Here is a 23,939-nt window from a genome sequence, read left to right as displayed (position 1 = left end):
GACTTAGTCCTCGTAGATGGGGAAACGATCACACAGCGCTTCAACGCGCGCGCGCACGTTCTGCTCCACCTGAGCGTCGCCTGCTTCGCCATTCTTGGCAAGCCCGTCGAGAACGTCGGCCACCATGTTGCCGATTTCGCGGAACTCTTCCGGGCCGAACCCGCGGGTTGTGCCTGCAGGCGAACCGACGCGGATGCCGCTGGTCTTCATCGGCGGCAGCGGGTCGAAGGGAATGCCGTTCTTGTTGCAGGTGATGCCCGCACGCTCCAGCGCCTCGTCGGCGTCCTTGCCGGTCACGCCCAGCGGGGTGAGGTCCACCAGCGCAAGATGGGTATCCGTCCCGCCCGAGACGATTGCGGCGCCGCGTGCCTTCAGCGTGTCGGCCAGCACCTGCGCGTTTTCGATCACGCGCGCGGCGTAGTCCTTGAACTCGGGACGCAGCGCTTCACCGAAGGCCACGGCCTTGGCAGCGACGACGTGCATCAGCGGGCCGCCCTGAAGGCCGGGGAACACCGCCGAGTTGATCTTCTTGGCCAGCGCTTCGTCGTTGGTCAGGATCATGCCGCCGCGCGGACCGCGCAGGGTCTTGTGCGTCGTGGTGGTTGCGATGTGTGCATGCGGGAAGGGCGAGGGGTGCAGGCCCGCCGCGACCAGACCCGCGAAGTGCGCCATGTCGACCTGGAAGATCGCACCGACGGCATCGGCGATCTCGCGCATGCGCTTGAAGTCGATGACGCGCGGATAGGCGGAGCCGCCTGCGATGATGAGCTTCGGGTTGTGCTCCTTCGCCAGCGCCTCGACCTGCTCGTAGTCGATCAGGTGGGTGTCCTTGGTTACGCCGTACTGGACCGCGTTGAACCACTTGCCTGAGAGCGCAGCGCGGGCGCCATGCGTAAGATGGCCACCGGCGTCGAGGCTCATGCCCAGGATCGTGTCGCCGGGCTTGACGGTCGCCAGCAGCACCGCGCCATTGGCCTGCGCGCCCGAATGAGGCTGCACGTTGGCAAAGCCGCAGTCGAACAGCGTCTTGGCGCGTTCGATGGCGAGCGTCTCCACCTCGTCCGAAGGCTCGCAGCCCTGGTAGTAGCGCTTGCCGGGATAGCCCTCGGCGTACTTGTTGGTCAGGACCGAACCCTGCGCTTCGAGCACCGCCTTGGAGACGATGTTTTCCGAGGCGATCAGTTCGATCTGCTTGCGCTCACGCTTCAGTTCGTGACCGATGGCGGCGGCGACGTCCGGGTCGCTCTGCGCGATCGTGTCGGTGAAGAAGCCGGGCGAACGGATGGCGGTTTCTACGGTCATGTTCATCAGGCTCCTTCAGAAGGACGGATTGGAGAGCTTTTCGACGCGGCCTGCATGGCGGCCGCCGCCGAATTCGGTGGAAAGGAAAGCGTCGAGGCAGGCCTTGGCCATGTCCTCTCCAGTCAGGCGAGCGCCCATGGCGATGACGTTGGCGTCATTATGCTCGCGCGCCAGCGCCGCCGACAGCGGTTCCGACACCAACGCACAGCGGCAGGCGGGGTCGCGATTGACCGCGATCGAGATGCCGATGCCCGAGCCGCACAAGGCCACCCCGAACTGCACGGTGCCGTCGGCCACAACGGAGGCCAGCTTGTAGCCGTAATCCGGATAGTCCACGCGGTCTGCCGTCTCAGGCCCGAGGTCCGCGACTTCGTGGCCGGCTTCTATGAGGTATTCGCGCAAGGCCGCCTTGAGATCGACGGCGGCATGATCGGATGCGATCGCGATACGCATGGGAGCGTGCTTCCTTCCTGCGAGGGATTCGTTTGCGGCTCCCTTAGTCGCGACTTCGTCTTATTGCGAGTCTCGCCTTCCGGGGATGGACGACGTTGCGTGGCGAAGGGTCAGTCCGGGTAGATCGCGCGCATGAAATACAGGCCGTCAGGCGGCGCATTCAGACCAAGCCGCTGTCGGTTTCTTGCCGCAAGCGCTTCTTCCACCTGCTCCTCGCGCCATCTTCCCATGCCGACCAGCGCCAGACAGCCGACCATGGAGCGTACCTGATGATGGAGGAAGCTGAGGGCGGCGGCTTCTATCAGCACCATGTCGCCTTCACGCCGCACGGTCAGCAGATCCAGCGTCTTGAGCGGCGACCGAGACTGGCAATGCGTAGAGCGGAACGTGGTGAAATCGTGCCTGCCGACCAGCGCCTGCGCAGCGCGGTGCATGGCCGCATCGTCAAGCGGCTTGGCTATATGCCACGCCTTGCCCCGTTCCAGCGTCAGTGGCGCACGGCGATTGGCGATGCGGTAGACATAGGCCCTGCCGACGCAAGAAAAGCGCGCGTGCCAATCGTCGGGAACGATCTCGCAAGAAAGCACCGCGATCGGATTGGGCCGAAGCAGCGCATTGAGCGCTTCCATCAGGCGGAACGGTTCAATTGGCCTGGCGATGTCGAGATGGACCTTCATGCCAAGGCTGTGCACTCCGGCATCGGTGCGCCCGGCCGAATACATGACGACGGCCTCTCCGGTCATCGCCTTGACGGCCTCCTCAACGGCCTGCTGCACGGAGGGGCCGTGCGCCTGCCGTTGCAGCCCCATGAAGGGCGCCCCATCGAACTCAAGGGTCAGGGCAAAGCGCGTCATCCGATGCGGGTTCCCGCCGGGATCGGCCTGCCCCGCAGCAGGTCTGCGGTGTCCATCGCCGGCTTGCCCGCACGCTGGATCCGGGTCACGCGCAGCGCTCCGGTTCCGCAAGCGACGGTCAATGCGTCGTCAAGAGTGACGCCGGGCTCGCCTGTCCCCGATGCCGTCTCGGCCGCCAGCACCTTGTAGCGCTCGCCATCCAGCACGAAGAACGCGCCGGGGGCCGGTGTGAACGCCCGCACCTGCCGCTCCGCACCCTCGGCGTCCTGCGTGAAATCGAGCTGGGCCTCTGCCTTGTCGATCTTCTTCGCATACGTGACGCCATCTTCGGGCTGCTTCACCGGGCGATGCACCGCCAGATCGCGTAAGGTTCCGATGAGCAACTGCGCGCCCTTATCCGCAAGCTCGGTGGTAAGGTCGCCAGCGGTCTTGCCCTCGATCACCGTGCGCAGCGTTGCTAGCATCGGGCCGGTGTCGAGCCCGGCTTCCATCTGCATGATCGTCACCCCTGTCGTCGGATCGCCTGCCAGAATCGCACGCTGGATCGGCGCCGCGCCGCGCCAGCGCGGCAGGATCGAGGCATGGATGTTTAGGCACCCCAGACGCGGCGCGTCGAGCACCGCCTGCGGCAGGATTAGCCCGTAAGCCGCAACGATCGCGACATCGGCTTCCAGCGCAGCGAAAGCTGCCTGCTCGTCCGCACCCCTGAGCGAGACGGGATGTCGCACTGCGATGCCCCGCAATTCGGCTTCCTTGTGGACGGGCGAAGGAGTCAGTTCCTTGCCTCTCCTCCCTCCGGGACGTGGGGGCTGGGTATAGGCGGCGACGACCTCATGCCCCGCTTCGATAAGTGCAACCAATGCAGGAACCGCGAAATCGGGGGTTCCCATGAAAACGATACGCATGATGTGGGGAACTCCTGAGCGGGCTTTCTATGAAATCGCGGAGGCCCTATCTCCCCCTGCATGGCATCGCAAGAGATCGAGACACTGACCACCGCCCTGTCGCGCCTGCCCGGCCTCGGCCCGCGCTCTGCGAGGCGCGCCGTCCTGTGGCTCATCAAGCGGCGCGAGACGGCGCTGGTGCAACTGCTGGATGCGCTGGCCGCGGTGCGCGAAACACTGGTGGAATGCCGGACCTGCGGCAATGTCGATACCAGCGATCCATGCGGTATCTGTACCGATCCCCGCCGTGACGTCCGCTCGATCTGCGTCGTGGAGGAGGTGGCGGACTTGTGGGCGCTCGATCGCGCTCGCCTTTTCACAGGACGCTACCACGTTCTGGGCGGACGCCTCTCCGCGCTCGACGGCGTCCGGCCCGAGGATCTGGCCATCGACACGCTGCTGCGCCGCATCGGCGAAGGTGGGGTGGACGAGGTGCTGCTGGCCATGAACGCCACGCTCGAAGGGCAGACGACAGCGCATTACATCGCCGAGCGTCTGGAAGGTTTCCCGGTCCGTGTGACGCAACTGGCCCACGGATTGCCGGTCGGCGGCGAACTCGACTACCTCGATGAAGGCACCCTTGCGCAGGCCATCCGCGCCCGCCGTCCGGTAGCGTGAAGCCGAATCCTTGCGAAATCGGGCATTCGGGATTATCTGGCGCAGATGGCTATCCGTGAAATCCTCGAAGTTCCCGACCAGCGTCTGAAGCAGGTCTCGGTCCCCGTCGAAAAGTTCGACGACGAGCTGAAAACGCTTGTCGAAGACATGTTCGAGACCATGTACGACGCACCCGGCATCGGTCTGGCTGCGATTCAGGTCGGCGTGCCGCTACGCGTTCTGGTGATCGATCTGCAGCCTGAGGATGAAGACGCCGAGCCCGAGGTCTGCACGTCTCACGGCGACCATCACCACACGCATCAGCCGACGAAGAAGGAACCCCGGATCTTCATCAATCCGGAAATCCTCGACCCGTCCGAGGACTACATCGTTTATCAGGAAGGCTGCCTTTCCGTGCCGGAAATCTTTGCCGACGTGGAACGTCCTTCGCGCATCCGCGCGCGTTGGCAGGATCTCGACGGCCAGGTGCATGAGGAAGAGATGGAGGGCCTGATGGCGATCTGCCTTCAGCACGAAATGGACCACCTCGAAGGCGTCCTGTTCATCGACCACCTGTCGCGCCTGAAGCGGCAGATGGCGCTGAAGAAGCTGGAAAAGCTGCGCAAGGCCGCCTGATCGGGGCTTTTCCCCAGACTATATGATACGGCTGCTGGCGTTCTTCAAATGTTCCTGATAATGATGGGGCATGGAGATCGTAGCAGCCACCATCGTCGCCCTTGTCATCGGCCTGATCGCAGGCTGGTTCGCCGGATCGCGCCCGGTTGCGCAATGGCGCGCTCAGGCCGAAGCGCGTGAGCGGGAAGCGCGCGAAGGCGACGCGAAATACCTGCGCGCCTTTGCTGACCTTGAAGCGGCGCGTGATCGGGCCGGGAGGGTCGATGCGCTGGAAACCACGCTTGATCGCGAACGCGCTGAACATGGCGCGGCGATGGAGCGGCTTCGGCAGGAAGCTGGCGCCAACCTGGAGCGCATCCGTGGCGAATTTACGCTAACTGCTGACAAGACCCGCGCGGAACATGGTGTCCGCGTCGATGCACTGCTCAAGGAGCAGCGCGCACTGTCGGAGGAACTATCGACGCTGCGTGAGAAATCCTCCAATTTCGACGAGCAGAAGCGTATTTTGATCGAAGCGCAGGAGGCGCTGCGCAAGGAGTTCGAAAACGCTGGCGCTAAGGTTCTTGCCGGCGCGCAGGAAACTTTCCTGCGCCGCGCTGGGGAGCGTTTCGAGCAAAGCGAAAAGGCCAGTGCGGAACGGATCAATGCCATCCTCGCCCCGGTCGGCCAGCGGCTGCGCAGCTACGAGGAGCAGGTCGCGTCGCTGGAGGCCAAGCGCGTCGATGCCTTCGGGCAACTTACCGGCCAGATCGAGGCGCTGCGCGTTGGGCAGGAGATGGTGCGCGCCGAAGCGGTGCGGCTGGGCAATTCGCTGCGCAACGCCCCCAAGGCGCGGGGGCGCTGGGGTGAGCAGCAGTTGAAGAACGTGCTGGAACAGTGCGGCCTTACCGAACATACCGATTTTGAGACCGAGCAGTCGATCGACACCGAGGATGGGCGCCTGCGCCCGGACGCCATCGTGCGTATTCCCGGCAACAAACAACTGGTGATCGATGCCAAGGTGTCCCTGAACGCCTATCAGGATGCCTTCGAGGCCGAGGATGAAACGGCACGGATCGCGTCGCTAAACCAGCATGCGGCATCGATGCGCAATCATATTCAGACGCTCGGCGCCAAGAGTTATCAGAGCCAGTTCGAGAATGCGCCGGATTACGTGATTATGTTCGTCCCCGGCGAGCATTTCATCGCCGCCGCGCTGGACCATGATTCGGGACTGTGGGACTTCGCATTCGACCGCAAGGTGTTGTTGGCCAGTCCCACCAACCTCGTCGCGATCGCCCGCACCATCGCGCAGGTCTGGCAACAGGAAGGGCTGGCCCGCGAAGCGCGCGAGATCGGCAAACTGGGCGCGGACCTTTATGACAGCCTAGCCAAGACGCAGGACGACTTGTCGAAAGTCGGAACTCATCTTGGACGCGCGGTCAACAGTTTCAACGACTTCGCCCGGACTTACGAAGGTAACGTGATGAGCCGCGCACGCCGCCTGAGCGAAAAGCACATCAAGATCGGCAAGCGCGAGATATCGGACGAAGTGCCATTGGTCGAATCCGCGCCGCGCTATGCTGAGAGCGGCGCTGCACTTGCCGACCGGAGCGAAGAGACAGCCGAAGCGGCGGAGTAAACCGAACTGGTTGCCAAACCGCGGCGGGCACGACCTGCCGCGTCAGGCCTGCCGCAGATGGGCCAGAGCTTCGTAAGCCAGCACCGCACCGGCGACGGCTGCGTTCAGGCTGTCCGCGCGGCCCAGCATCGGGATGGTGACGCGAAGGTCGCAGGCCTGTTCGTACTCCGCGGGAAGTCCCCGTGATTCGTTGCCGACCATCAGGAAGCAGGGGGAGGCATATGGTGCCTCACGGTAGTCTGTCGGGTCGCGCAGTGATGCTGCCACCAGTTGACCATCGCCGCCGCGCAGCCAGCTGTGAAATTCATCCCAGCGTGCGATGGCGATCTTCTGCGTGAAGATGGCACCCATGCTGGCGCGCACCGCTTCGACGGAGAAGGGATCGGCGCAGTCGTCCAGCAGGATCAGGCCGCCCGCGCCCACCGCGTCGCCCGTGCGCAGCATCGTGCCCAGATTGCCCGGATCGCGCAGCGCCTGAGCCACCAGCCAGATCGGCGAGGCGGCGCGATCGAGGTTGGCAAGGCGCGTGTCGAATTCTGAAAATACGCCGGCAACCGCCTGCGGGTTGTCCTTGCCGGTCACCTTGGCGAGGATGTCCACATCCATCTCCACGATCTCGCCACCCGCGGCGGCAACGGCAGCCTCAAGGGCGTCGAGCAGGGGATGGGGATCGCGGCCAATGGCCATGACCAGCATTTCGGGTAGCACGCCGCATTCGCGCGCGTCCGTGAGAAGACGCAGCCCCTCGGCCAGGAAGCGCTGTTCGCGCTTGCGGTGCTTCTTGTCGCGCAGGGAGCGCAGGAATTTGACGAGGGGATTGGAAAAGCCGGTGATCGTGCGGCGATGGGTGCCGCCCGGCAAATAGGCGCCGTTCACTTGGGTATCGCTCACTCTTCGCCAAATCCGTCGCGCACCAAGCCGGCCAGCACGTTCAACGCATTGTCCGCACCTTCGCCCGCGCAGGCGATTTCTATGGTGTCGCCCTTGGCGGCGCCCAGCATCATCAGACCCAGGATGGAGCCGCCCGCCGCCGACATCCCGTCCTTGCTGACGGTGACGGAAACTGTGCCGGGAAGGTCTGCCACGTGGCCCACGAACTTCGCACTGGCACGAGCGTGAAGGCCGCGTTTGTTCACGATCAGAACCGAATCGCGAAAGTCGCTCATGCGTCCTGGCCCAGGTATTCGCTGGCGATGGTGATGTAGTTGCGGCCCGCATCGCGCGCGGCTGCCACCGCTTCGCGCACCGGCATGCAACCGCGCGCCTTGGCAAGGCGGATGAGCATCGGCAGGTTGATGCCCGCGATTACTTCCACCTTGCCGGCCTGCATCAGCGAGATCGCAAGATTGGACGGGGTGCCGCCGAACAGGTCGGTCAGGATGATGACGCCCTCGCCACTGTCCACCTTGACGATGGCGTCGGCGATTTCGGATCGACGCCGCTCCATGTCGTCGTTAGGCCCGATGCACACGGTCTCCACGTCGGCCTGATCGCCAACGACGTGTTCCATCGCGTGTACGAACTCCTCGGCCAGATTGCCGTGAGTAACCAGAATCATGCCGATCATGCCGGGAGTGCGCTCCGAAATTCCTGCAATCGCACCCGGATCGTATTCCTATTTCTCACGCCGTGGACCCCTTTCCAGAAGATCCGCCGCCCGTGAGCCCAGGTTGCGGTGCAGCAATGTGGGCGAAAATCCGGATCGACGCAAGGCCGCTCCCATCTGTTCGGCAGTGAATACCGACCGGTGTCTCCCCCCGGTACAGCCGAAGGCTATGTGCACATAGGCCTTGCCCTGCGTGCGATAGCGTGGAAGCAACATCAGGATGAGGTCGCGAATGCGGCCAAATGCTTCATCCCACGCCGGATCCCTGCTGATATAGTCGCCCACCGGTGCGTCCTGCCCGGTCTGAGCGCGCAAATCCGCATCCCAATGGGGATTGTCCAGAAAGCGCATGTCGAACACCAGATCCGCGACCGGCGGCATCCCGCGCGAAAACCCGAAGCTGGAAACGGTCACCGTCATCTCATCTGCCGCACTGTCGGCGAAACGTTCGCGAATCGCGCGCTGCAGATCGTTGGATGTGAACTCGGTCGTCTCGATCAGCAGATCCGACCACCGACGCAGAGGCGCCAGCAATTCGCGCTCCGCACGGATACCGGTGGACACGGGGGCGTCGGCGGCCAGCGCGTGGCGCCTGCGGGTTTCGTTGAAGCGACGTTCCAGCTCCTTGCTGGAACAATCGAGGAATAGCGTGGTGAGTTCAAGATCGCGGCGCTGGGTGAGGTTCTTGACCTGAGCGATGACGCGCTCGGGATCGAAGCCGCGCGTTCGCGAATCGAATCCGATTGCCAGCGGCGTGCGGTCGCCTTCTGGCGCGCCGTCGATAAGGGCATCGAGCATGCGGACGGGAAAGTTGTCGATGATCTCCCAGCCCAGATCCTCAAGCACGCGCAGGGCCGTGGTCTTTCCGGCGCCCAGCATGCCCGTAACCAGCAGCACGCGCTGCGCATGTTCCGTTTCATTCCCCATGTCCGCTCTCTGCGCGTTCAGCGGCGGAAAGGGAAGGGGGCGGGGGATCAGGGGTGGGGAAGGCCATAGCGGTTGAGCGCCAGTTCGACCTTTAGCGCCGCGTTTCCGCCCGGCCATAAGCGGATGGCGGGCAGGGGTACGTTGCGGAGCGTCGTCGTTTCCGCAGCCTCGACATATCGGGGTGCCGCCGGATCGAGCATCAGTAGGAGAGCGATCGGCACGTTGTGCGTGCATGCGAACGGCAGCAGGCCGAGATTGCGGACTTCCAGCAGGCCTTTGGTGCGTGGATGGGGCGAGGCGAAAACCCGTGCTTTGCGCACGTCCAGCATCACCGAATCATCACCGACCAGAACGGCACCGCGATCGATGAGAGAAAGCGCGAGGCTGGACTTGCCGATCCCGCTCGGTCCTTCGAGCAGAACGGCGCGGCCGTTGATGGCGACACAAGTGGATTGTCGCGGGACCGGGCTCATGCGCCCTCTTCCCAGCATGGCAGCGCCAGCACGAGGCGCGCACCGGAAGCGCCGTCCAGCCGATCCGTGGCGACGAGGCGACCGAAATGGGCCTCGACGATGGTGCGTGCAATGGCAAGACCGAGGCCGCTGTGGCGCCCGAACTCCTCGCTGGAAGGCCGCAGCGAGTGGAACCGTTCGAACACGCGTTCCCGCGTGGGTTCCGGTATGCCGGGTCCATGATCGGCGATGGCGATGGTGGCGCGGTTCTGCGCCCGGGACAGGGTGATCTCTATCGGCATGCCGGGCGGCGAGAACGATACCGCATTGTCGAGCAGATTTTGCAGAACCCGCTCCAGCCGGGGTGCATCGCCGGGAACGATCAGGGCGCCCGGCACTGCATCCTCGTAGCCGATCAGGACGGCATGGTCGCCGTTGACGCCGCGCTGATCCCGCTCCTGGACGAGAGCGTGGACGAGGCGGTCCATATGCACCGGCTCGAATGTCGTGCGGCTAAGCTGCGCGTCGATACGGCTTGCGTCGGCAATTTCGGTGACGAGAAAGTCGATGCGGCGCACATCGTCCTTGGCGATGCCGAGAAGCTGGCTGCGCAACTCGGGCTGATCGACTTTGTCGAGCGTTTCCAGCGCGCTGCGGAGCGACGTCAGCGGGTTCTTGAGTTCGTGAGCGACATCGGCGGCGAAGCTCTCCACCGCGTCGATCCGCTGACGGAGGGCGCCGCTCATGTCGGAGATGGCGCGGGCAAGAAGGCCGATTTCGTCGCGCCGGTCGGGCAGGCGGGGCACGATGACGCTGCGGTCGCGGCCAAGACGCACGCGAACGGCGGCGCGCACCAGCTTGCGCAGCGGCTCGACAATGGTGCGTGCTAGGAACAGCGATAGCAGGATCGATACGCCCAGCGCACCGCCGACGATGATGGCCAGCGTCTGGCGCGCCATCCGCACGTTTTCGGTGATATCGCGGGCATTGCGGGTGACGAGCAGCGCGGAGCCGTCGGTGCCGACCGGCGTTGCGGCGATGATGATGGGCGTGCGGTCCGGTGCCGCCTTGTGGCTGATCCACGTCTGCCCGCCGACGAGCGCGGCGGCGACTTCGGGCCAAGACCGCGCATTGGACCGCACCGGATCGCGATAGTCGGGGATTTCAGGCGCTCCGAGAACGAAATCCATCGCTCGGTCGAGCATACGGGCGGCATCCTGCAACCAGGATTCGCTGGCGGGGTCGATCAGGCGATAGGACGGGGGGGCGAGCAGGAAGCTGTCTCCCGCCAGTTCGCCCTCGCTGTCGAACAGACGCAGGCGCAGGCCCTGCTCAGTGCCGATCCGTGCGATCAGGGCAAGGCGACCTGCCGCCGGTTCGTCGGCCAAGGCATCGGCGGTGATTTCCGCTTCGGACTTGGCCAGTCGGTAGCGTTCGGCCAGCAGCTCGTTGCGGTAGCTGTCGATGTAGAACAGGCTGCCCGCCAGCAATGCCAGCGCTATGAAGTTTACCGCCAGGATGCGCGCTGTGAGGGACACGCGCCACGACAGCGCGAGCCGGACCGGCAAACGTGGGCGGCGCCTGCCGCCGCTGCGCGTGCGTTCAGCCATCGGCGAAGGAGTAGCCCGCGCCATAGAGCGTGTCGATCGCGGCGAAGTCCGGATCGGCGGCGCGGAACTTTCTGCGCAGGCGCTTGATGTGGCTGTCGATCGTGCGATCGTCGACGTAGACGTCGTCGCTGTAGGCTGCGTCCATCAACTGGTTTCGGCTTTTGACCACGCCGGGGCGCAGTGCCAGCGCTTCGAGAATGAGAAACTCGGTTACCGTCAGCGACACTGGCCGGCCATCCCAGGTCACCTGGTGACGGGCGGGATCGAGCGCCAGACGGCCCCGGACGACAGGTTCGGGAACCTCCATCCCGGATGCTTCCTCCGCGGGCGCCTGCGCCAGTTCGCTGCGACGAAGGATGGCGCGGATGCGGGCGACGAGAAGGCGCTGGCTGAATGGCTTGGCGATGTAATCGTCCGCGCCCATGGCGAGGCCGAGCGCCTCGTCCGGCTCCTCGTCCTTGGAGGTGAGGAAGATGACCGGAAGGCTCGATTGCGCGCGCAGGGCCTTGAGCAGGTCCAGCCCGTCCATACGCGGCATCTTGATGTCGAAGATCGCCAGGTCGGGCGGATTGTCCAGCAGGGCCTTCAGCGCCGTTTCGCCGTCGGCATAGACCCGTGTCACGAACCCCTCGGCACGCAGGCTGATCGACAGGGTGGTCAGGATGTTGCGGTCGTCATCGACCAGTGCGATCGTCTGCGGTCTGAGCGGCGCGCCCGGCGTCGATGACGAGGCGGCGGCGTCTTCCGGCAAGTCGGCGGCGTCGAGAGGATCTGCCATCAGTACGCCGACCTTGCCTCGCAGTGCATGAAGTAACGCATGGGTCCAGTGCCTAGCGACTGCGTCCGGGGGTGGCAATCGCCATGCAGCGATGCCCAAAAATCGGACAGTCTAACCCTTGATGGTTTCAATTGACGACAATCTGAAGGACAAGAGGGAGCACGCGAAAATCGCGGCACGATTCTTGCGCATGAATCGGCTCAGCGTCAGCGGGAAAACCCGTAGCGGCGCCATCTTTTGGAGGAGATGACATTGACCACCCTTAGCTATCCGCTCGACAGACAGGGCATCGAGACGAAGGCGCAGATCTTCGCCAATCTCGGTACAGGCCCGCTGGTGGAACATGCGGTGAAGAACGGCGAAGGCCTGCTTTCGGCTGACGGTCCGTTCGTCGTGGCGACCGGCAAGCACACCGGGCGCTCCGCCAAGGACAAGTTCATCGTCCGCGACGCGGAAACGGAAAGCACGGTCTGGTGGGGCAAGACCAACGCACCGATGACGCCTGAGCACTTCGCCGCGCTGAAGGAAGATTTCCTGGCTGCGCTGGCCGGCAAGGACCAGCTCTACGTCGCCGACCTGTTCGGCGGATCGCAGCCGGAACACCGGGTCAATGTCCGCGTCATCAACGAGTTCGCGTGGCACAACCTGTTCATCCGTACGCTGCTGGTGCGTCCGGGCAGCGAGGAACTGGAGAGCTTCGCGCCCGAATACACGATCATCGACCTGCCCAGCTTCCGGGCCGACCCCGCCCGCCACGGATCGCGCACGGAGACGGTCATCGCGGTCAACTTCACCGAAAAGCTGATCCTCATCGGCGGCACGGCCTATGCCGGCGAGATGAAGAAGTCGGTGTTCGGCATCCTCAACTACCTGCTGCCGGTCAAGGGCGTGATGCCGATGCACTGTTCGGCCAACATCGGGCCGGAGGGCGACACGGCGGTCTTCTTCGGGCTTTCGGGCACCGGCAAGACCACGCTTTCCGCCGATGCCAGCCGCACCCTGATCGGCGACGACGAGCATGGCTGGTCCGACACCGCAGTGTTCAACTTCGAGGGCGGCTGCTACGCCAAGGTCATCCGCCTGTCGGAAGAGGCGGAGCCGGAGATCTACGCCACTACCCGCCGCTTCGGCACGGTGCTGGAAAACGTCGTCATCGACCCGGTGACGCGGCGGATCGATCTCGACGACAATTCGCTGGCCGAGAACAGCCGCGGTTCCTATCCGATCGACTTCATTCCGAATTGCTCGGAGAAGAACCTGGGGCCGGTGCCCAAGAACCTCATCTTCCTGACGGCGGACGCTTATGGCGTGCTGCCGCCGATCGCGCGGTTGACGCCGGACCAGGCGATGTATCACTTCCTGTCGGGCTATACCGCGCGCGTGGCGGGCACCGAGATCGGCGTGACCGAGCCGGAAGCGACGTTCTCCACCTGCTTTGGCGCGCCTTTCATGCCGCGTCACCCGTCGGTATACGGCAACCTGCTCAAGGAGCGGATCGCCAGGGGCGGGGTCAAGTGCTGGCTGGTCAATACCGGCTGGTCGGGCGGCATGGCGACGATGGAGGGCATCAAGCGCATGCCGATCAAGGCCACCCGCGCGCTGCTCAACGCGGCGCTGGACGGAAGCCTCAACGACGTGGAGTTCCGCGAGGATCCGAACTTCGGCTTCGAGGTGCCGGTCGCCGCGCCGGGTGTCGATCCCAAGCTGCTGGACCCGCGCGGTGCCTGGGCCGATGGTGCCGCCTATGACGCTACCGCGCAGACGCTGGTGAAGCAGTTCATCGATAACTTCGAACAGTTCGAGGACCATGTCGACGAGGGCGTTCGCAAGGCTGCACCCGTTGCTGCCTGACAGCGGCGGTTAAATTTCAGCAAGGCTCCGGAGCTTCGGTTCCGGAGCCTTTTCGTTGGTGGTGCTGATCCAGCTAGTTGATGACATACATGCGAGGGGCATCGTCTTTACTGGAGCATCCAGCGCGCCGCGCAGGTCGGGAGATTACGGTGAGAAAGAGCCGCAGCCAGTCTAGCAGGCGATGGCGCTGTAGGAAAACGCCGCCATCGTCGCCCGCTCAGGGCTGAACGGGTTCCGGGGTGATGGTGGGAGCAGGCGTGACGGGCGCAGCAGGCTGGCCGGCAGGAGCGGGGGCATTCGGCGACGCAGGTTCCTCAGCAGCGTTTTTCCTGCCGCCAGCCGTCCGCATTCCCGGTCCGTACACCGCGTCCACCGCCGGTGCGGCGCGACCGTGCAAGGCGTCGATTTCGGCCTTGCGCTGGTTCAGGTACAGTTCGCGGTAGTAGGCGTAAGGATTGTCCTGATCGCGGATCTTGCTTCTCTGCTCGTCGAAGGCGGCGCGTTCGCCCAGCTGGCTGAGGATCGAGGAGGGGATGACGACTTCGGGCTTGTTGAACGGCGATCCCACCACGGCAGGCAGCAGTGCGCGGTCCACGGTGTCGCCGATGATGTCGCGCAGTGTCGTGGGTCCGACAATGGGCAGGTAGAAATACGGCCCCGGTCCGACGCCGTAATAGCCCAGAACGTTGGCCAGCCCGTTCGGACGATATGGCAGGTGGAATGGCTTGCGCTTTGCCACGTCAACCAGCCCGCCGACGCCCATCGTGGTGTTGATGGCGAAGCGCCCGACGGTTTCGGCGGCCTTGCCCGGCTTCAGTTCGAGCAGATAGGCGACGAAGACGACCGGCTCGGTCAGGTTCGAGAAGAAGTTGCGCAGGCCCTGTCGCACCGGGCGCGGCAGGCCCTTGTTGTAGATCTTGGCGACCGGCTCGATCACGGCGCTGTCCACCGCCTGCGTCGCCGCGAAGGACTTCTCGTTGATGCGCTCAAGCGGGTCGCCCGGCGGCGGTGGCTTGCGCGGCATGACGATGATTTCGGATTCGGCCGCCGTATCGGACGCGCCTTCCTGCGGCGCGGCCGAGGGCGCAGTTACGGGCGCAGGTACGGCTGCAGTCGCAGGAGTGGTTTCGGATGTTGCCGCAACATCCTGCTGCGCGACGGTCACAGCGGCGGTGGTGTCGGGCGAGGGGGCCGTTGCCGGAACCCCAACTTCGGGAACTGCCGAACTTATCATCACCGCGACTGCGGCAGCCGTGAGGCTCATGCGAGGGTCCTTGTAGGGCTTCGTGCGGGCCGAAGCCGCTTGATCCAGGTTACACCAAGCCTCAGGTCGCCCCAACCATACTTCCGGGTGTCTTCACGCGCTAGGCCGGGTTGCCCTATTCGTCAATTGCGCGCCATGCATCTCGTCGAACCGGAAATGCGGATCGGCGACGATGCATGGCGGGCGGGCGGCCATGCCTTGAGGAAAGTAGCGGGGGAGGAAATTTCCTGCCTTCCGTTCGTCATCGCGCGGCTGCATATCTGGCAGGTCCATAATCGGAGTAAGACATATGGGTATTTTCGACGGCATTCTCGGCCAGGTCAGCGGGCACGCGGACGTGAGCAACCTCGCGGCCAAGCTGGGCCTCGATCCGGCAGTCGCCGAAAAGGCGATCGCGGCGCTCGGCATCGCGCACCAGCAGGAAGGCGATACCGCCCAGTTGGCGGCGGAACGCAGCGGCGTGGACGTGGGCACCATCCAGCAGCTGATCGAACAGATCGGTGGCGAAGGCTCGCTGACCCAGTTCGCCAGCGCGATCGCCGCCGACCCGAGCAAGGCCGCCAGCTTCTTCGACAAGGACGGCGACGGCAGCGTGATCGACGACCTGACCGACATGGCCAAGGGCCTTTTCGGCAAGAAGTGACCGATACGTCCTCCCCGTTCGCGGGGAGGATTTATTTCCTGCTGGCGATATACTCGTCGACGTTCCGGGCCAGCACGTCGAGCGGGACGTTGCCACCATCGACCACCGCCTGGTCGTAGTCGCGCAGGTCATAGGCACCGCCCAGCGCCGCCTTTGCGCGGGTGCGCTGCGCCACGATCTGCGAATGGCCCATCTTGTAGCCGCAGGCCTGGCCCGGCCACGAACAGTACCGGTCTACCTCGTTGACCACTTCCTCGCGCTTGTTGCCGTTTCTTTCCATGAAGAAGCGCACCGCCTCTTCCCGGCTCCAGCCCTTGGCATGAAGCCCGGTGTCCACCACCATGCGGCAGGCGCGGAACGCCAGCGACTGCAGATAGCCCAGCCGCCCCACCGGGTCCGAATCGTAGGCGCCCAGTTCGTCCGCCAGTTGCTCGCCATATAGCGCCCAGCCTTCGGAATAGGCGTTGAACGCCAGGATGGAGCGGATCAGCGGCAGGCGATTGGCATATTCGCCCTGCCAGACGTGGCCGGGGATCGCTTCGTGATGGACCAGCGTGGGCAGGTCGTACTTGCGATGCAGGTCGGTGCTGCGCAAATTGATCCACATCTTGCCGGGTACGGTGCCGTCCTTCGATCCGGCACCGCCATAGGCCGTGGGCGCGCCCGGTTCCTCGGACAGTGGCAGGCGGCGCACTTCGACATTGCCGGGCACAAGTTCGCGGAACGCGCGCGGCATCTGCGCGCGAATCCAGTCCACGCGCTGGCGGATGAAGGTCAGGATCTCTGCCCGGCCCGGATCGCCTTCGGGGAACATGAAGCGCTTGTCCTCGCCCAGCGCAGTCATCCGGGCGCCGACCGATCCTTGCGTATAGCCCAGCGAGCGCAGGATGGGGTCCATGCGCGCGTGAAGATCTGCCAGTTCCTGCAGGCCGCGCTGGTGGACTTCCTCCGGCGGGACTTGCGTGGTGGTGCTGGCACGCAGCGCCCATGCGTAATATTCCGCGCCGTGCGGACGCTCGCGGATGCCGGGGTCGCTCCTGGCCATAGTGCGCTGGCGCTGCAGTTCGGCCAGCTGGCGGCGCATGGCGGGCACCACTTCGCCCGATACGATCCGGCGCGCGTCTGCTGCCCAGGTTCCGCGCATCTTCGCGGTGCGGCCCGCGATCGAGGTGACCAGACTGCCGCCGTCCTTCCCGGCATCCTCGATCGTGCTGGTCATCTGCGCGATGGCGCGGTCCAGCAGGAAGTCGGGTGGAACGAGCCCTTTCGCAGTGGCATCCTTCACCCGCTCAAGCTCTCCGTCCAGTTGCGCGTCGAACTGGGACAGCCGCGCGATCCAGGCGTCGGCGTCGGCAGGCGTTTTCACCGGATGGTCGGCATCGAGGAACCGGGGCGTGTCGAGATAGGCACCGACGTTCTGGATCACCACGTAGGGGGTGTTGCGCCACCCACCCACGGCGACGTCGCCATAAGGCAGCGCAAACCCGTCCAGCGCGGTGCCGAAAGCGCTTTTCACCACCGCCAGACTGGTGCGGGTGGAATGGTCGAGGCCCCTGGCGTCGAACGCCTCGACGGCGGCAAGTCCCTTGCGCACCGTTGCTGCATAAGCCGCGCGCCCGGCGGGAGAGCGGTCCTCCAGCCGGGCGCGCAGGGCTGCGTGTGTGCCGATGTCCACGCCAAGGCCGGTGGCGCTTTCGGGCACATGGTCGAGCAGGCTCCAGGCGATCCCGTCGAGCAGGGCGGCCGCGCCGGGAGACGCCGCCGCGCTGGCACGGCCGGGCAGGGCAAGAGCGGCGGTCCCGGCGGCCAGCACATGCAGCGCGCTGCGGCGGGAGAGAGGGGCGGACTGGAAGGAAGGCGTCGCGTTCATCGCCGGACGATGGCGGCGGCGCAGGCAGGTGTCAAATGCCGCGAAATGCGGTAGAGGGGACGCCATGGACATCGCCCTGTCGCTTCTCGTTCTGACCGTCATCGCGCTCGTGCTGGGGGCCGTCGCGCTGATGCGGCGGGGCGGCTATCGCAAGCAGGTGGTGCTGATGCTGGTGCTGGCCGGCGTGATGATCGCCAATATCGCGATCTGGACACTGCCGGACCGCGAAGGCCGCTCCCTTTCCAGCGAAACGAAGCGGCTGAAGTAGGCGGTCGTCCCGAACCTGATCCGGGACGACGATGGATTACTTGATCGGGCAGTCCGGCGCGAGACGCATGTCGAGGTAGTTGTCGACCGAACGCATCAGTTCGTCGGTCTCATGCTCGAAGAAGTGGTTGGCGCGCGGGATTTCGTCATGGTGGATGGTGATGTGCTTCTGCGTGCGCAGCTTGTCGACCAGCTTCTGCACGGCAATGGGCGTGACCACCGTGTCGCCGGTGCCCTGGATGATGATGCCCGAAGCCGGGCAGGGCGCCAGGAACGAGAAATCGTACATGTTGGCCGGCGGCGCCACCGAGATGAAGCCACGGATTTCCGGTCGGCGCATCAGCAGTTGCATGCCGATCAGCGCGCCGAACGAATAGCCCGCGATCCAGGTGGTGGATGCTTCGGGGTGGATCGACTGCACCCAGTCGAGCGCGGCGGCGGCGTCGGACAGTTCGCCGATGCCGTTGTCGAAGCTGCCCTGGCTGCGGCCCACGCCGCGGAAGTTGAAGCGCAGCGTGGCGAAGCCGCGGTTCACGAAGGTCTTGTAGAGGTGCTGGGTGATGCGGTCGTTCATCGTGCCGCCCGCCTGCGGGTGCGGATGGAGGATCATCGCCACCGGCGCGCGCGGGCGCGTTGCGGGCTGGAAACGACCTTCGAGGCGACCTTCGGGACCGGGGAAGATGACTGCGGGCATGAGTGTTAGCGGCCTGACCTGTTGAAACTCCCGCGAGTCGCTGTGGCAGCAGATCGTCGCGGGAGTGGAAATGTGGAAGGTTGGCTATATAGAAATCTTCGGCTTAAAGACAACTTCGCAAGCAATGGCACCTCCAAACATCTATCTCGACCATGCGGCAACCACGCCGATACTCCCCCCGGCGCGCGATGCGTGGCTGCAGGGCGGGGCCATCTGGGCCAACCCGTCCAGTCCCCATGCGGCAGGCCGGGCGGCGCGCGCCGCGCTGGAGGATGCCCGCGTACGGGTGAAGACGGCGCTCGGCTGGCAGGGCGAAGTGATCTTCACCTCGGGGGCGAGCGAGGCGCTGGCGCTGGGCCTTGGCCGGGCGAAGGCCCAGCGGCGGCTGGTCTCTGCGGTCGAGCACGATGCGGTGTTCCGCGCCGCGCCCGACGCAGCGACAGTGCCCGTTTCCGGTGGCGGCATCGACCGGGACGTTCTGGCCACCGCTCTCGGTGAGCCGGGGCGCACCATCGTGGCGGTGCAGTCGATCAATTCGGAAACCGGCACGGTATTGCTGCCCGAAATCCACGATCCGCTGGTGGAGCAGGTGCGCGCGGCAGGCGGGCTGTTCCTGGCCGACTGTTCGCAGTCGGCAGGCAAGGCCCCGCTGCCCGATGCCGACATGATCGTGCTGTCGGGGCACAAGCTGGGCGGCCCCATCGGCATCGGCGCGCTGCTGGTGCGCGACTTTGCGATGCTGGAGCCGAGCGGCGGGCAGGAGCGCGGCTATCGCGCCGGAACGGAGAACCTGCCCGGCGCGCTGGGCCTTGCCGCCGCGCTGGAGGCCGGCGGCATCGAAGGCTGGGCGACCACCGTGCCGCAGCGGCTGGCCTTCCGGGAGCGCCTGCAGTCCTGCGCAGAGGTGATCCAGCCCGGCACGCCCTGTTCGCACATCTTCGCGGTCGCTGCCCCGCGCATGTCAGCCACCGCGATGCTGATCCGCATGGATGCCGCCGGGTTCGCGATCTCTGCCGGAAGTGCCTGTTCGTCGGGCACGCTCAAGCAAAGCCGGGTGCTGCAGGGCTTCGGCATCGATCCCGACACCGCGAAACGCACGGTGCGCGTCTCCATCGGCTGGAATACCGCGCCCGAAGACCTCGACGCCTTTGCCACCGCATGGGCGCAGGTGAACGGATGATCTACCTCGACCATCAGGCGACCACGCCGCTCGCTCCCGAAGCGCGCGCGGCGATGATGCCGTGGCTGGGCGGCGCGGATACCAGCGGATTTGCCAACCCGCACAGCCCGCACCGCCCCGGTCGCGCCGCCGCCGCTGCCGTGGAGGTTGCCCGCGAACAGGTCGCCCTGCTGCTGCCGCCGGGCGGGCGCGTGACCTTCACCTCGGGCGCGACCGAGGCGCTCAACCTTGCCATCGTGGGCAGCGGGGCGCGAAAGCTGGCGGTATCGGCGATCGAACATGCCGCAGTGCTGGATACCGCTCGCGCCGTCGATCCTGCGATGGCGGTGCTTCCTGTCGATGGCGAGGGGCTGGTGGATGATGCGGCCTTGCCCCCAGGGGTTGGCCTCGTTGCGGTGATGCAGGTCAACAACGAGATCGGCACGATCCAGCCGGTCGACCGGATCGCCGCGCGGGCGCACCACACAGGCGCACTGTTCCTGTGCGACGCGGTGCAGGGCGCGGGAAGGATCGCCGCGCCTGCCGAAGCGGACATGATCGCGATCAGCGCGCACAAGATCTACGGTCCCAAGGGCATTGGCGCCCTGTGGCTGCGTGACGGGCTGGACCTTGCCCCGCTGATCCGGGGGGGCCGGCAGGAGGGGGGGCTGCGCTCAGGCACGCTCAGTCCAATGCTGTGCGCCGGGTTCGGTGCAGCGGCGGCTCTGGCCCAAACGCGCATGGCCGAGGATGCAAGCCATCACACGGCGCTGTGGCATAGGGCAAGGGCAATCCTGTCCCGCTGGACGCTCAATGGTTCGGCGGACGCCCGCTGGCCCGGCAACCTCAACCTGCGGCTGCCCGGTCTTGACGTGGGGCGGCTGATGTCGGACCTGCGCGACATGGCGTTTTCCGCCGGATCGGCCTGTGCCAGCGGCTCAGGCCGTCCCAGCCACGTCCTGCGCGCGCTGGGACTTTCGGACCATGATGCCAAAAGCTCTATCCGTCTCGGATTCGGGCGATATACTGAGTTAAGGGAAATTGAGGATGCCTGCGCCAGAATAGAAGCCGCTGCGGCGGCGCAGGGAGTATGACTTGGTTGACGTCCTGTTTGTGAATATCGACGGATCGCGGACCACGGCACAGGCCGAGCCGGGATCGCGCCTTCTCGAAGTGGCCCAGAATGCGGGCATGCCGCTGGAAGGGACGTGCGAGGGGCAGATGGCCTGCTCCACCTGCCACGTCATCATATCGCCCGACTGGTTCGACAAGTTGCAGCCTCCGTCCGACGACGAGGAAGATATGCTCGACCTTGCCGCCGGGGTCACCCGCACCAGTCGCCTGTCATGCCAGATTCAGTTGACCGAAGAGATCAGCGGCATCGCCGTCCGCATCCCCGGCGTCGTGCGGGACATGCAGATCGGCTGATGCGCTGGGGGCGACACCGCCGCCACGGACGTGACCCGGAATCGTGATCAGTTCGCCTGAACCGCCTCGATCACCGCTTTGGAAAACGCCGGAATGTCGTCAGGCTTGCGGCTGGTGATGAGGTTGCCGTCCACCACCACCTCCCTGTCGATCACCTCTGCCCCGGCGTTGCGCAAGTCGGTGCGGATCGAGGGCCAGCTGGTCACGATGCGGTTCCGCACGACATCTGCCTCTACCAGCAGCCACGGTCCATGGCAGATTGCCGCCACCGGCTTTCCGGCTTCGGCAAAGGTTTTCACCAGACCTACCGCCGTCTCATCCAGACGCAGCTTGTCGGGATTGATCTGGCCGCCGGGCAGCACCAGGGCGTCGAACTCGGCGGCATCGATCTGGTCCAGCGTCGCGTCGACCTTGACGCTTTCACCCCAATCGGTCTTGTCCCAGCCCTTGATCTCGCCCGCTTCGGGGCTGGCGACCACGGTTTCGATTCCGGCCTGGTTCAGCGCATCGCGCGGACCGGTGAGTTCGGACTGCTCGAAACCGTCGGTGGCGATGATCAGTACGCGGCTCATTCCTGCATTCTCCTAAGGAAGGGGTTTGCAAGGGTAATGAATCGCGGAAAAGTTCGGTTCCGAAGGTTCCGCTCCGGCTATCGTGTTGCTAAGCCGTTCCAGCCATGGTGACCACGACAGACGACCAGTCCGACCCCTTCGATGCCATCGTCGACGCGCCGTTCGATGCGGCGCTGTCCGAGCGCTATCTCGTCTATGCGCTGTCGACGATCACCGCGCGCTCGCTGCCCGATCTGCGCGACGGGCTGAAGCCGGTGCACCGCCGCCTGCTCTGGGCCATGCGCCAGCTGAAGCTGGACCCAGCCAGCGCCTACAAGAAATCCGCCCGTGTCGTCGGCGACGTCATCGGTAAGTATCACCCGCATGGCGACGCGTCGGTCTACGACGCGATGGTGCGCCTCGCGCAGGACTTCTCGCTGCGCTATCCGCTGGTGCAGGGCCAGGGCAACTTCGGCAACATCGACGGCGACAATGCCGCCGCCTACCGCTACACCGAAGCGCGCCTGACGAAGACCGCAATCCAGCTCATGGCCGGCTTGGACGAAGGCACCGTCGATTTCATCCCGACCTACAACGGAGAGGAAAGCGAGCCGGATATCTTCCCCGGCATCTTCCCCAACCTGCTGGCCAACGGCGCCACTGGCATCGCCGTGGGCATGGCAACGTCGATCCCCAGCCACAACGTGGCGGAAATCATCGACGCCACGCTGCTGCTGATCGACAATCCCAACGCCGAACACGCCCAGTTGATGGAGGTGTTCAAGGGACCGGACTTCGCCACGGGCGGCCTCGTGGTGGACAGCCCCGAAGCGATCAGCCACGCCTACGAAACCGGCAAGGGCGCCTTCCGCGTGCGCGGCCGCTTCTCCACCGGGCGCAACGCCGACGGTTCGTGGGAAGAAACGGGCATCGAAAAGCTGGGCGCTGGTCAGTGGCAGCTGGTGGTCAGCGAAATCCCCTACATGCTCGCCAAGGGCAAGCTGATCGAGCAGATCGCCGCCCTCATCGGCGACCGCAAGCTGCCGATCCTGGAGGACGTGCGCGACGAAAGCGATGAGGAAATCCGCATCGTCCTCGTCCCCAAGAGCCGCAACGTCGATCCCGAACTGCTGAAGGAAAGCCTCTACAAGCTGACCGAGCTGGAAAGCCGCTTCAGCCTGAACCTCAACGTGCTGGACATGCACCGCACGCCGGGCGTCCTAGGCCTCAAGCTGCTGCTGTCGGAGTGGGTCTACAGCCAGATCGACATCCTGCTGCGCCGCACGCGCCACCGGCTGGACAAGATCGCCTCGCGCCTCGAACTGGTGGCCGGCTACATCATCGCCTACCTCAACCTCGACCGGATCATCGAGATCATCCGGACCGAGGACGAACCCAAGCCGGTGATGATCGCCGAGTTCGAACTGACCGACCGGCAGGCCGAGGCCATCCTCAACATGCGCCTGCGCTCCTTGCGCAAGCTGGAGGAGATGGAGCTTCGCAAGGAACACGAGGATCTGCTAAAAGAGCAGGACGATCTCAACAAGCTGCTCGAAAGCCCCGCCCGCCAGCGCACCCGGATCAAGCGCGACCTTGCCAATCTGCGCAAGGACTATGCCGAGGATACCGCGCTGGGCCGCCGCCGCACCACGATCGCGCAGGCGACCAAGACGGTGGAGTTCTCCATGGACGCCATGATCGAGAAGGAGCCGGTGACGGTGATCCTCTCGGCCCGTGGATGGATACGGGCGGCGCGCGGGCATGTCGCGCTGGATGGCGATTTCAAGTTCAAGGAAGGCGATGGCCCGGCTTTCGCATTCCACGCACAAACCACCGACAAAATATTGATCGCGCTGGATAATGGCCGTTTCTACACGCTCGGTGCAGACAAGCTTCCCGGTGCGCGCGGGTTCGGCGAACCGATCCGCACCATGGTCGATATCGATGCCGACGCGCATATCGTCGCGGCGATCCCGCACAAGCCCAAGGGGCAGTTGCTGCTCGCGTCCAACATCGGTCGCGGCTTCGCTGCGGACATGGACGAACTGCTGGCCGAAACCCGCAAGGGAAGGGCGGTCATGTCCACCAAGCCGGGCGTCTCGCTGACCATCGTGCACGAAATCCCGGCAGAGCACGATCACGTCGCGGTCGTTGGCGACAATCGCAAGCTGGTGATCTTCAGCCTTGAGGAATTGCCGGTGATGGCGAAGGGGCAGGGCGTAACCCTGCAGCGCTATCGCGATGGCGGCATGGCCGACCTGACGACGTTAAGGCTGGAGGACGGCCTGTCCTGGGCTATGGGTGGCGAGACAGGCCGCACGCGCACTGAAAAGGACATGGCGCTGTGGAAGGTCGCACGCGGCGCGGCAGGACGCCTGCCGCCGGTGGGCTTCCCGCGCGACAACAAGTTCCAGAGCTGAGATCGCGTCGAG

The 23,939-nt window shown here is 65.1% G+C and carries 25 protein-coding genes; 10 read left to right on the top strand and 15 right to left on the bottom strand.

The window, feature by feature from the left end:
• Window positions 1-3 precede the first annotated feature (3 nt).
• The 4 genes from glyA to fmt all read right to left on the bottom strand — a co-directional run bounded on the left by glyA (window position 4) and on the right by fmt (window position 3,514).
• Window positions 4-1,302: a serine hydroxymethyltransferase gene (gene glyA, locus GGR40_RS03410; protein WP_429274783.1), complete on the bottom strand. Its 1,299-nt coding sequence runs from the start codon at window positions 1,300-1,302 to the stop codon at window positions 4-6.
• 15 nt (window positions 1,303-1,317) lie between these two features.
• Window positions 1,318-1,755 carry a ribose 5-phosphate isomerase B gene (gene rpiB / locus GGR40_RS03405; protein ID WP_429274782.1) on the bottom strand — a complete coding sequence of 146 codons (438 nt, stop codon included), beginning with the start codon at window positions 1,753-1,755 and terminating at the stop codon, window positions 1,318-1,320.
• 110 nt (window positions 1,756-1,865) lie between these two features.
• Window positions 1,866-2,609, bottom strand: a complete 744-nt coding sequence (truA, locus tag GGR40_RS03400) for a tRNA pseudouridine(38-40) synthase TruA (RefSeq protein ID WP_429274781.1) — start codon at window positions 2,607-2,609, stop codon at window positions 1,866-1,868.
• The gene (fmt, locus tag GGR40_RS03395) at window positions 2,606-3,514 is read right to left on the bottom strand and encodes a methionyl-tRNA formyltransferase (RefSeq protein WP_429274780.1); all 909 of its coding nucleotides are present in this window, start codon (window positions 3,512-3,514) and stop codon (window positions 2,606-2,608) included. Before fmt ends, truA begins: the two co-directional genes overlap by 4 nt.
• Window positions 3,515-3,574: 60 nt before the next feature.
• Here fmt and recR point away from each other — a divergent pair, with 60 nt between their 5' ends.
• From recR to GGR40_RS03380, 3 genes are all read left to right on the top strand, one after another.
• Window positions 3,575-4,171 (top strand): recombination mediator RecR, encoded by a 597-nt coding sequence (recR, locus tag GGR40_RS03390; RefSeq protein WP_429274779.1) that lies wholly within the window; start codon window positions 3,575-3,577, stop codon window positions 4,169-4,171.
• Between the two features lie 45 nt (window positions 4,172-4,216).
• Window positions 4,217-4,786: a peptide deformylase gene (def, locus tag GGR40_RS03385; protein ID WP_429274778.1), complete on the top strand. Its 570-nt coding sequence runs from the start codon at window positions 4,217-4,219 to the stop codon at window positions 4,784-4,786.
• Window positions 4,787-4,856: 70 nt separating this feature from the next.
• Entirely contained in the window at window positions 4,857-6,407 is a 1,551-nt protein-coding gene (locus tag GGR40_RS03380; RefSeq protein WP_429274777.1) for a DNA recombination protein RmuC, read from the top strand.
• A gap of 42 nt (window positions 6,408-6,449) precedes the next feature.
• Here GGR40_RS03380 and GGR40_RS03375 read toward each other — a convergent pair whose 3' ends face one another.
• The 7 genes from GGR40_RS03375 to GGR40_RS03345 are packed head-to-tail and all read right to left on the bottom strand — an operon-like array spanning window position 6,450 to window position 11,780.
• Window positions 6,450-7,298: a TrmH family RNA methyltransferase gene (locus GGR40_RS03375; protein ID WP_429274776.1), complete on the bottom strand. Its 849-nt coding sequence runs from the start codon at window positions 7,296-7,298 to the stop codon at window positions 6,450-6,452.
• A complete protein-coding gene (locus GGR40_RS03370; protein WP_429274775.1) occupies window positions 7,295-7,573 on the bottom strand; it encodes an HPr family phosphocarrier protein in 279 nt (92 codons plus the stop codon). The genes GGR40_RS03375 and GGR40_RS03370 overlap by 4 nt, the downstream gene beginning before the upstream one ends.
• Window positions 7,570-7,974 (bottom strand): PTS sugar transporter subunit IIA, encoded by a 405-nt coding sequence (locus GGR40_RS03365; RefSeq protein ID WP_103095616.1) that lies wholly within the window; start codon window positions 7,972-7,974, stop codon window positions 7,570-7,572. The genes GGR40_RS03370 and GGR40_RS03365 overlap by 4 nt, the downstream gene beginning before the upstream one ends.
• Before the next feature lie 48 nt (window positions 7,975-8,022).
• Window positions 8,023-8,940 carry an RNase adapter RapZ gene (rapZ, locus tag GGR40_RS03360; RefSeq protein WP_429274774.1) on the bottom strand — a complete coding sequence of 306 codons (918 nt, stop codon included), beginning with the start codon at window positions 8,938-8,940 and terminating at the stop codon, window positions 8,023-8,025.
• A gap of 47 nt (window positions 8,941-8,987) precedes the next feature.
• Window positions 8,988-9,413: an HPr kinase/phosphorylase gene (locus tag GGR40_RS03355; RefSeq protein WP_429274773.1), complete on the bottom strand. Its 426-nt coding sequence runs from the start codon at window positions 9,411-9,413 to the stop codon at window positions 8,988-8,990.
• Window positions 9,410-11,002 carry a sensor histidine kinase gene (locus GGR40_RS03350; RefSeq protein WP_429274772.1) on the bottom strand — a complete coding sequence of 531 codons (1,593 nt, stop codon included), beginning with the start codon at window positions 11,000-11,002 and terminating at the stop codon, window positions 9,410-9,412. The genes GGR40_RS03355 and GGR40_RS03350 overlap by 4 nt, the downstream gene beginning before the upstream one ends.
• On the bottom strand, window positions 10,995-11,780 hold the full coding sequence (locus GGR40_RS03345) for a response regulator transcription factor (RefSeq protein ID WP_429274771.1): 786 nt from the start codon (window positions 11,778-11,780) through the stop codon (window positions 10,995-10,997). Before GGR40_RS03345 ends, GGR40_RS03350 begins: the two co-directional genes overlap by 8 nt.
• 246 nt (window positions 11,781-12,026) lie before the next feature.
• On the opposite strand from GGR40_RS03345, the gene GGR40_RS03340 reads away from it, so the two are divergent.
• Window positions 12,027-13,631: a phosphoenolpyruvate carboxykinase gene (locus GGR40_RS03340; RefSeq protein WP_429274770.1), complete on the top strand. Its 1,605-nt coding sequence runs from the start codon at window positions 12,027-12,029 to the stop codon at window positions 13,629-13,631.
• A 217-nt stretch (window positions 13,632-13,848) separates the two neighbouring features.
• On the opposite strand, the gene GGR40_RS03335 is transcribed toward GGR40_RS03340, so the two are convergent.
• A complete protein-coding gene (locus GGR40_RS03335; RefSeq protein ID WP_429274769.1) occupies window positions 13,849-14,895 on the bottom strand; it encodes an MlaA family lipoprotein in 1,047 nt (348 codons plus the stop codon).
• A 289-nt stretch (window positions 14,896-15,184) separates the two neighbouring features.
• On the opposite strand from GGR40_RS03335, the gene GGR40_RS03330 reads away from it, so the two are divergent.
• Window positions 15,185-15,538, top strand: coding sequence for a hypothetical protein (locus tag GGR40_RS03330; protein WP_429274768.1), 354 nt, complete (start codon window positions 15,185-15,187; stop codon window positions 15,536-15,538).
• 31 nt (window positions 15,539-15,569) lie between these two features.
• Here the strand turns inward: GGR40_RS03330 and GGR40_RS03325 are convergent, their stop codons facing one another.
• On the bottom strand, window positions 15,570-17,408 hold the full coding sequence (locus GGR40_RS03325; RefSeq protein ID WP_429274767.1) for a DUF885 domain-containing protein: 1,839 nt from the start codon (window positions 17,406-17,408) through the stop codon (window positions 15,570-15,572).
• 64 nt (window positions 17,409-17,472) lie between these two features.
• On the opposite strand from GGR40_RS03325, the gene GGR40_RS03320 reads away from it, so the two are divergent.
• A complete protein-coding gene (locus GGR40_RS03320; RefSeq protein ID WP_429274766.1) occupies window positions 17,473-17,676 on the top strand; it encodes a hypothetical protein in 204 nt (67 codons plus the stop codon).
• 36 nt (window positions 17,677-17,712) lie between these two features.
• Here GGR40_RS03320 and GGR40_RS03315 read toward each other — a convergent pair whose 3' ends face one another.
• A complete protein-coding gene (locus GGR40_RS03315; RefSeq protein WP_429274765.1) occupies window positions 17,713-18,369 on the bottom strand; it encodes an alpha/beta hydrolase in 657 nt (218 codons plus the stop codon).
• A 124-nt stretch (window positions 18,370-18,493) separates the two neighbouring features.
• Between GGR40_RS03315 and GGR40_RS03310 the strand changes: the two genes are divergently transcribed.
• The 3 genes from GGR40_RS03310 to GGR40_RS03300 are packed head-to-tail and all read left to right on the top strand — an operon-like array spanning window position 18,494 to window position 20,956.
• Window positions 18,494-19,549, top strand: a complete 1,056-nt coding sequence (locus tag GGR40_RS03310; protein ID WP_429274764.1) for a cysteine desulfurase family protein — start codon at window positions 18,494-18,496, stop codon at window positions 19,547-19,549.
• Window positions 19,546-20,622, top strand: coding sequence for a cysteine desulfurase family protein (locus GGR40_RS03305; protein ID WP_429275207.1), 1,077 nt, complete (start codon window positions 19,546-19,548; stop codon window positions 20,620-20,622). The genes GGR40_RS03310 and GGR40_RS03305 overlap by 4 nt, the downstream gene beginning before the upstream one ends.
• 1 nt (window position 20,623) lies before the next feature.
• Window positions 20,624-20,956: a 2Fe-2S iron-sulfur cluster-binding protein gene (locus GGR40_RS03300; protein ID WP_429274763.1), complete on the top strand. Its 333-nt coding sequence runs from the start codon at window positions 20,624-20,626 to the stop codon at window positions 20,954-20,956.
• Window positions 20,957-21,003: 47 nt separating this feature from the next.
• Here the strand turns inward: GGR40_RS03300 and GGR40_RS03295 are convergent, their stop codons facing one another.
• Window positions 21,004-21,528: a type 1 glutamine amidotransferase domain-containing protein gene (locus GGR40_RS03295; protein WP_429274762.1), complete on the bottom strand. Its 525-nt coding sequence runs from the start codon at window positions 21,526-21,528 to the stop codon at window positions 21,004-21,006.
• 104 nt (window positions 21,529-21,632) lie between these two features.
• Between GGR40_RS03295 and parC the strand changes: the two genes are divergently transcribed.
• The gene (gene parC, locus GGR40_RS03290) at window positions 21,633-23,927 is read left to right on the top strand and encodes a DNA topoisomerase IV subunit A (protein ID WP_429274761.1); all 2,295 of its coding nucleotides are present in this window, start codon (window positions 21,633-21,635) and stop codon (window positions 23,925-23,927) included.
• Window positions 23,928-23,939 lie beyond the last annotated feature (12 nt).

Origin of the sequence: Novosphingobium gossypii, assembly GCF_050433305.1 — a bacterium.
Classification (GTDB): Bacteria; Pseudomonadota; Alphaproteobacteria; order Sphingomonadales; family Sphingomonadaceae; genus Novosphingobium; species Novosphingobium gossypii.
Note: the sequence above shows the minus strand (reverse complement) of the source record. Positions and strands in the feature narration are given on the sequence as shown.

What these genes read in the sequence shown, in the direction of transcription:
- GGR40_RS03335 (WP_429274769.1), bottom strand. Translation starts at nt 14,895, where the DNA reads ATGAGCCTCACGGCTGCCGCAGTCGCGGTGATGATAAGTTCGGCAGTT.
- GGR40_RS03365 (WP_103095616.1), bottom strand. Translation starts at nt 7,974, where the DNA reads ATGATCGGCATGATTCTGGTTACTCACGGCAATCTGGCCGAGGAGTTC.
- GGR40_RS03355 (WP_429274773.1), bottom strand. Translation starts at nt 9,413, where the DNA reads ATGAGCCCGGTCCCGCGACAATCCACTTGTGTCGCCATCAACGGCCGC.
- GGR40_RS03345 (WP_429274771.1), bottom strand. Translation starts at nt 11,780, where the DNA reads ATGGCAGATCCTCTCGACGCCGCCGACTTGCCGGAAGACGCCGCCGCC.
- recR (WP_429274779.1), top strand. Translation starts at nt 3,575, where the DNA reads ATGGCATCGCAAGAGATCGAGACACTGACCACCGCCCTGTCGCGCCTG.
- GGR40_RS03295 (WP_429274762.1), bottom strand. Translation starts at nt 21,528, where the DNA reads ATGAGCCGCGTACTGATCATCGCCACCGACGGTTTCGAGCAGTCCGAA.
- GGR40_RS03325 (WP_429274767.1), bottom strand. Translation starts at nt 17,408, where the DNA reads ATGAACGCGACGCCTTCCTTCCAGTCCGCCCCTCTCTCCCGCCGCAGC.
- rapZ (WP_429274774.1), bottom strand. Translation starts at nt 8,940, where the DNA reads ATGGGGAATGAAACGGAACATGCGCAGCGCGTGCTGCTGGTTACGGGC.
- rpiB (WP_429274782.1), bottom strand. Translation starts at nt 1,755, where the DNA reads ATGCGTATCGCGATCGCATCCGATCATGCCGCCGTCGATCTCAAGGCG.
- GGR40_RS03315 (WP_429274765.1), bottom strand. Translation starts at nt 18,369, where the DNA reads ATGCCCGCAGTCATCTTCCCCGGTCCCGAAGGTCGCCTCGAAGGTCGT.
- GGR40_RS03310 (WP_429274764.1), top strand. Translation starts at nt 18,494, where the DNA reads ATGGCACCTCCAAACATCTATCTCGACCATGCGGCAACCACGCCGATA.
- truA (WP_429274781.1), bottom strand. Translation starts at nt 2,609, where the DNA reads ATGACGCGCTTTGCCCTGACCCTTGAGTTCGATGGGGCGCCCTTCATG.
- fmt (WP_429274780.1), bottom strand. Translation starts at nt 3,514, where the DNA reads ATGCGTATCGTTTTCATGGGAACCCCCGATTTCGCGGTTCCTGCATTG.
- GGR40_RS03340 (WP_429274770.1), top strand. Translation starts at nt 12,027, where the DNA reads ATGACATTGACCACCCTTAGCTATCCGCTCGACAGACAGGGCATCGAG.
- GGR40_RS03370 (WP_429274775.1), bottom strand. Translation starts at nt 7,573, where the DNA reads ATGAGCGACTTTCGCGATTCGGTTCTGATCGTGAACAAACGCGGCCTT.
- GGR40_RS03320 (WP_429274766.1), top strand. Translation starts at nt 17,473, where the DNA reads ATGGACATCGCCCTGTCGCTTCTCGTTCTGACCGTCATCGCGCTCGTG.
- GGR40_RS03305 (WP_429275207.1), top strand. Translation starts at nt 19,546, where the DNA reads ATGATCTACCTCGACCATCAGGCGACCACGCCGCTCGCTCCCGAAGCG.
- GGR40_RS03380 (WP_429274777.1), top strand. Translation starts at nt 4,857, where the DNA reads ATGGAGATCGTAGCAGCCACCATCGTCGCCCTTGTCATCGGCCTGATC.
- GGR40_RS03350 (WP_429274772.1), bottom strand. Translation starts at nt 11,002, where the DNA reads ATGGCTGAACGCACGCGCAGCGGCGGCAGGCGCCGCCCACGTTTGCCG.
- parC (WP_429274761.1), top strand. Translation starts at nt 21,633, where the DNA reads ATGGTGACCACGACAGACGACCAGTCCGACCCCTTCGATGCCATCGTC.
- GGR40_RS03330 (WP_429274768.1), top strand. Translation starts at nt 15,185, where the DNA reads ATGGGTATTTTCGACGGCATTCTCGGCCAGGTCAGCGGGCACGCGGAC.
- def (WP_429274778.1), top strand. Translation starts at nt 4,217, where the DNA reads ATGGCTATCCGTGAAATCCTCGAAGTTCCCGACCAGCGTCTGAAGCAG.
- glyA (WP_429274783.1), bottom strand. Translation starts at nt 1,302, where the DNA reads ATGACCGTAGAAACCGCCATCCGTTCGCCCGGCTTCTTCACCGACACG.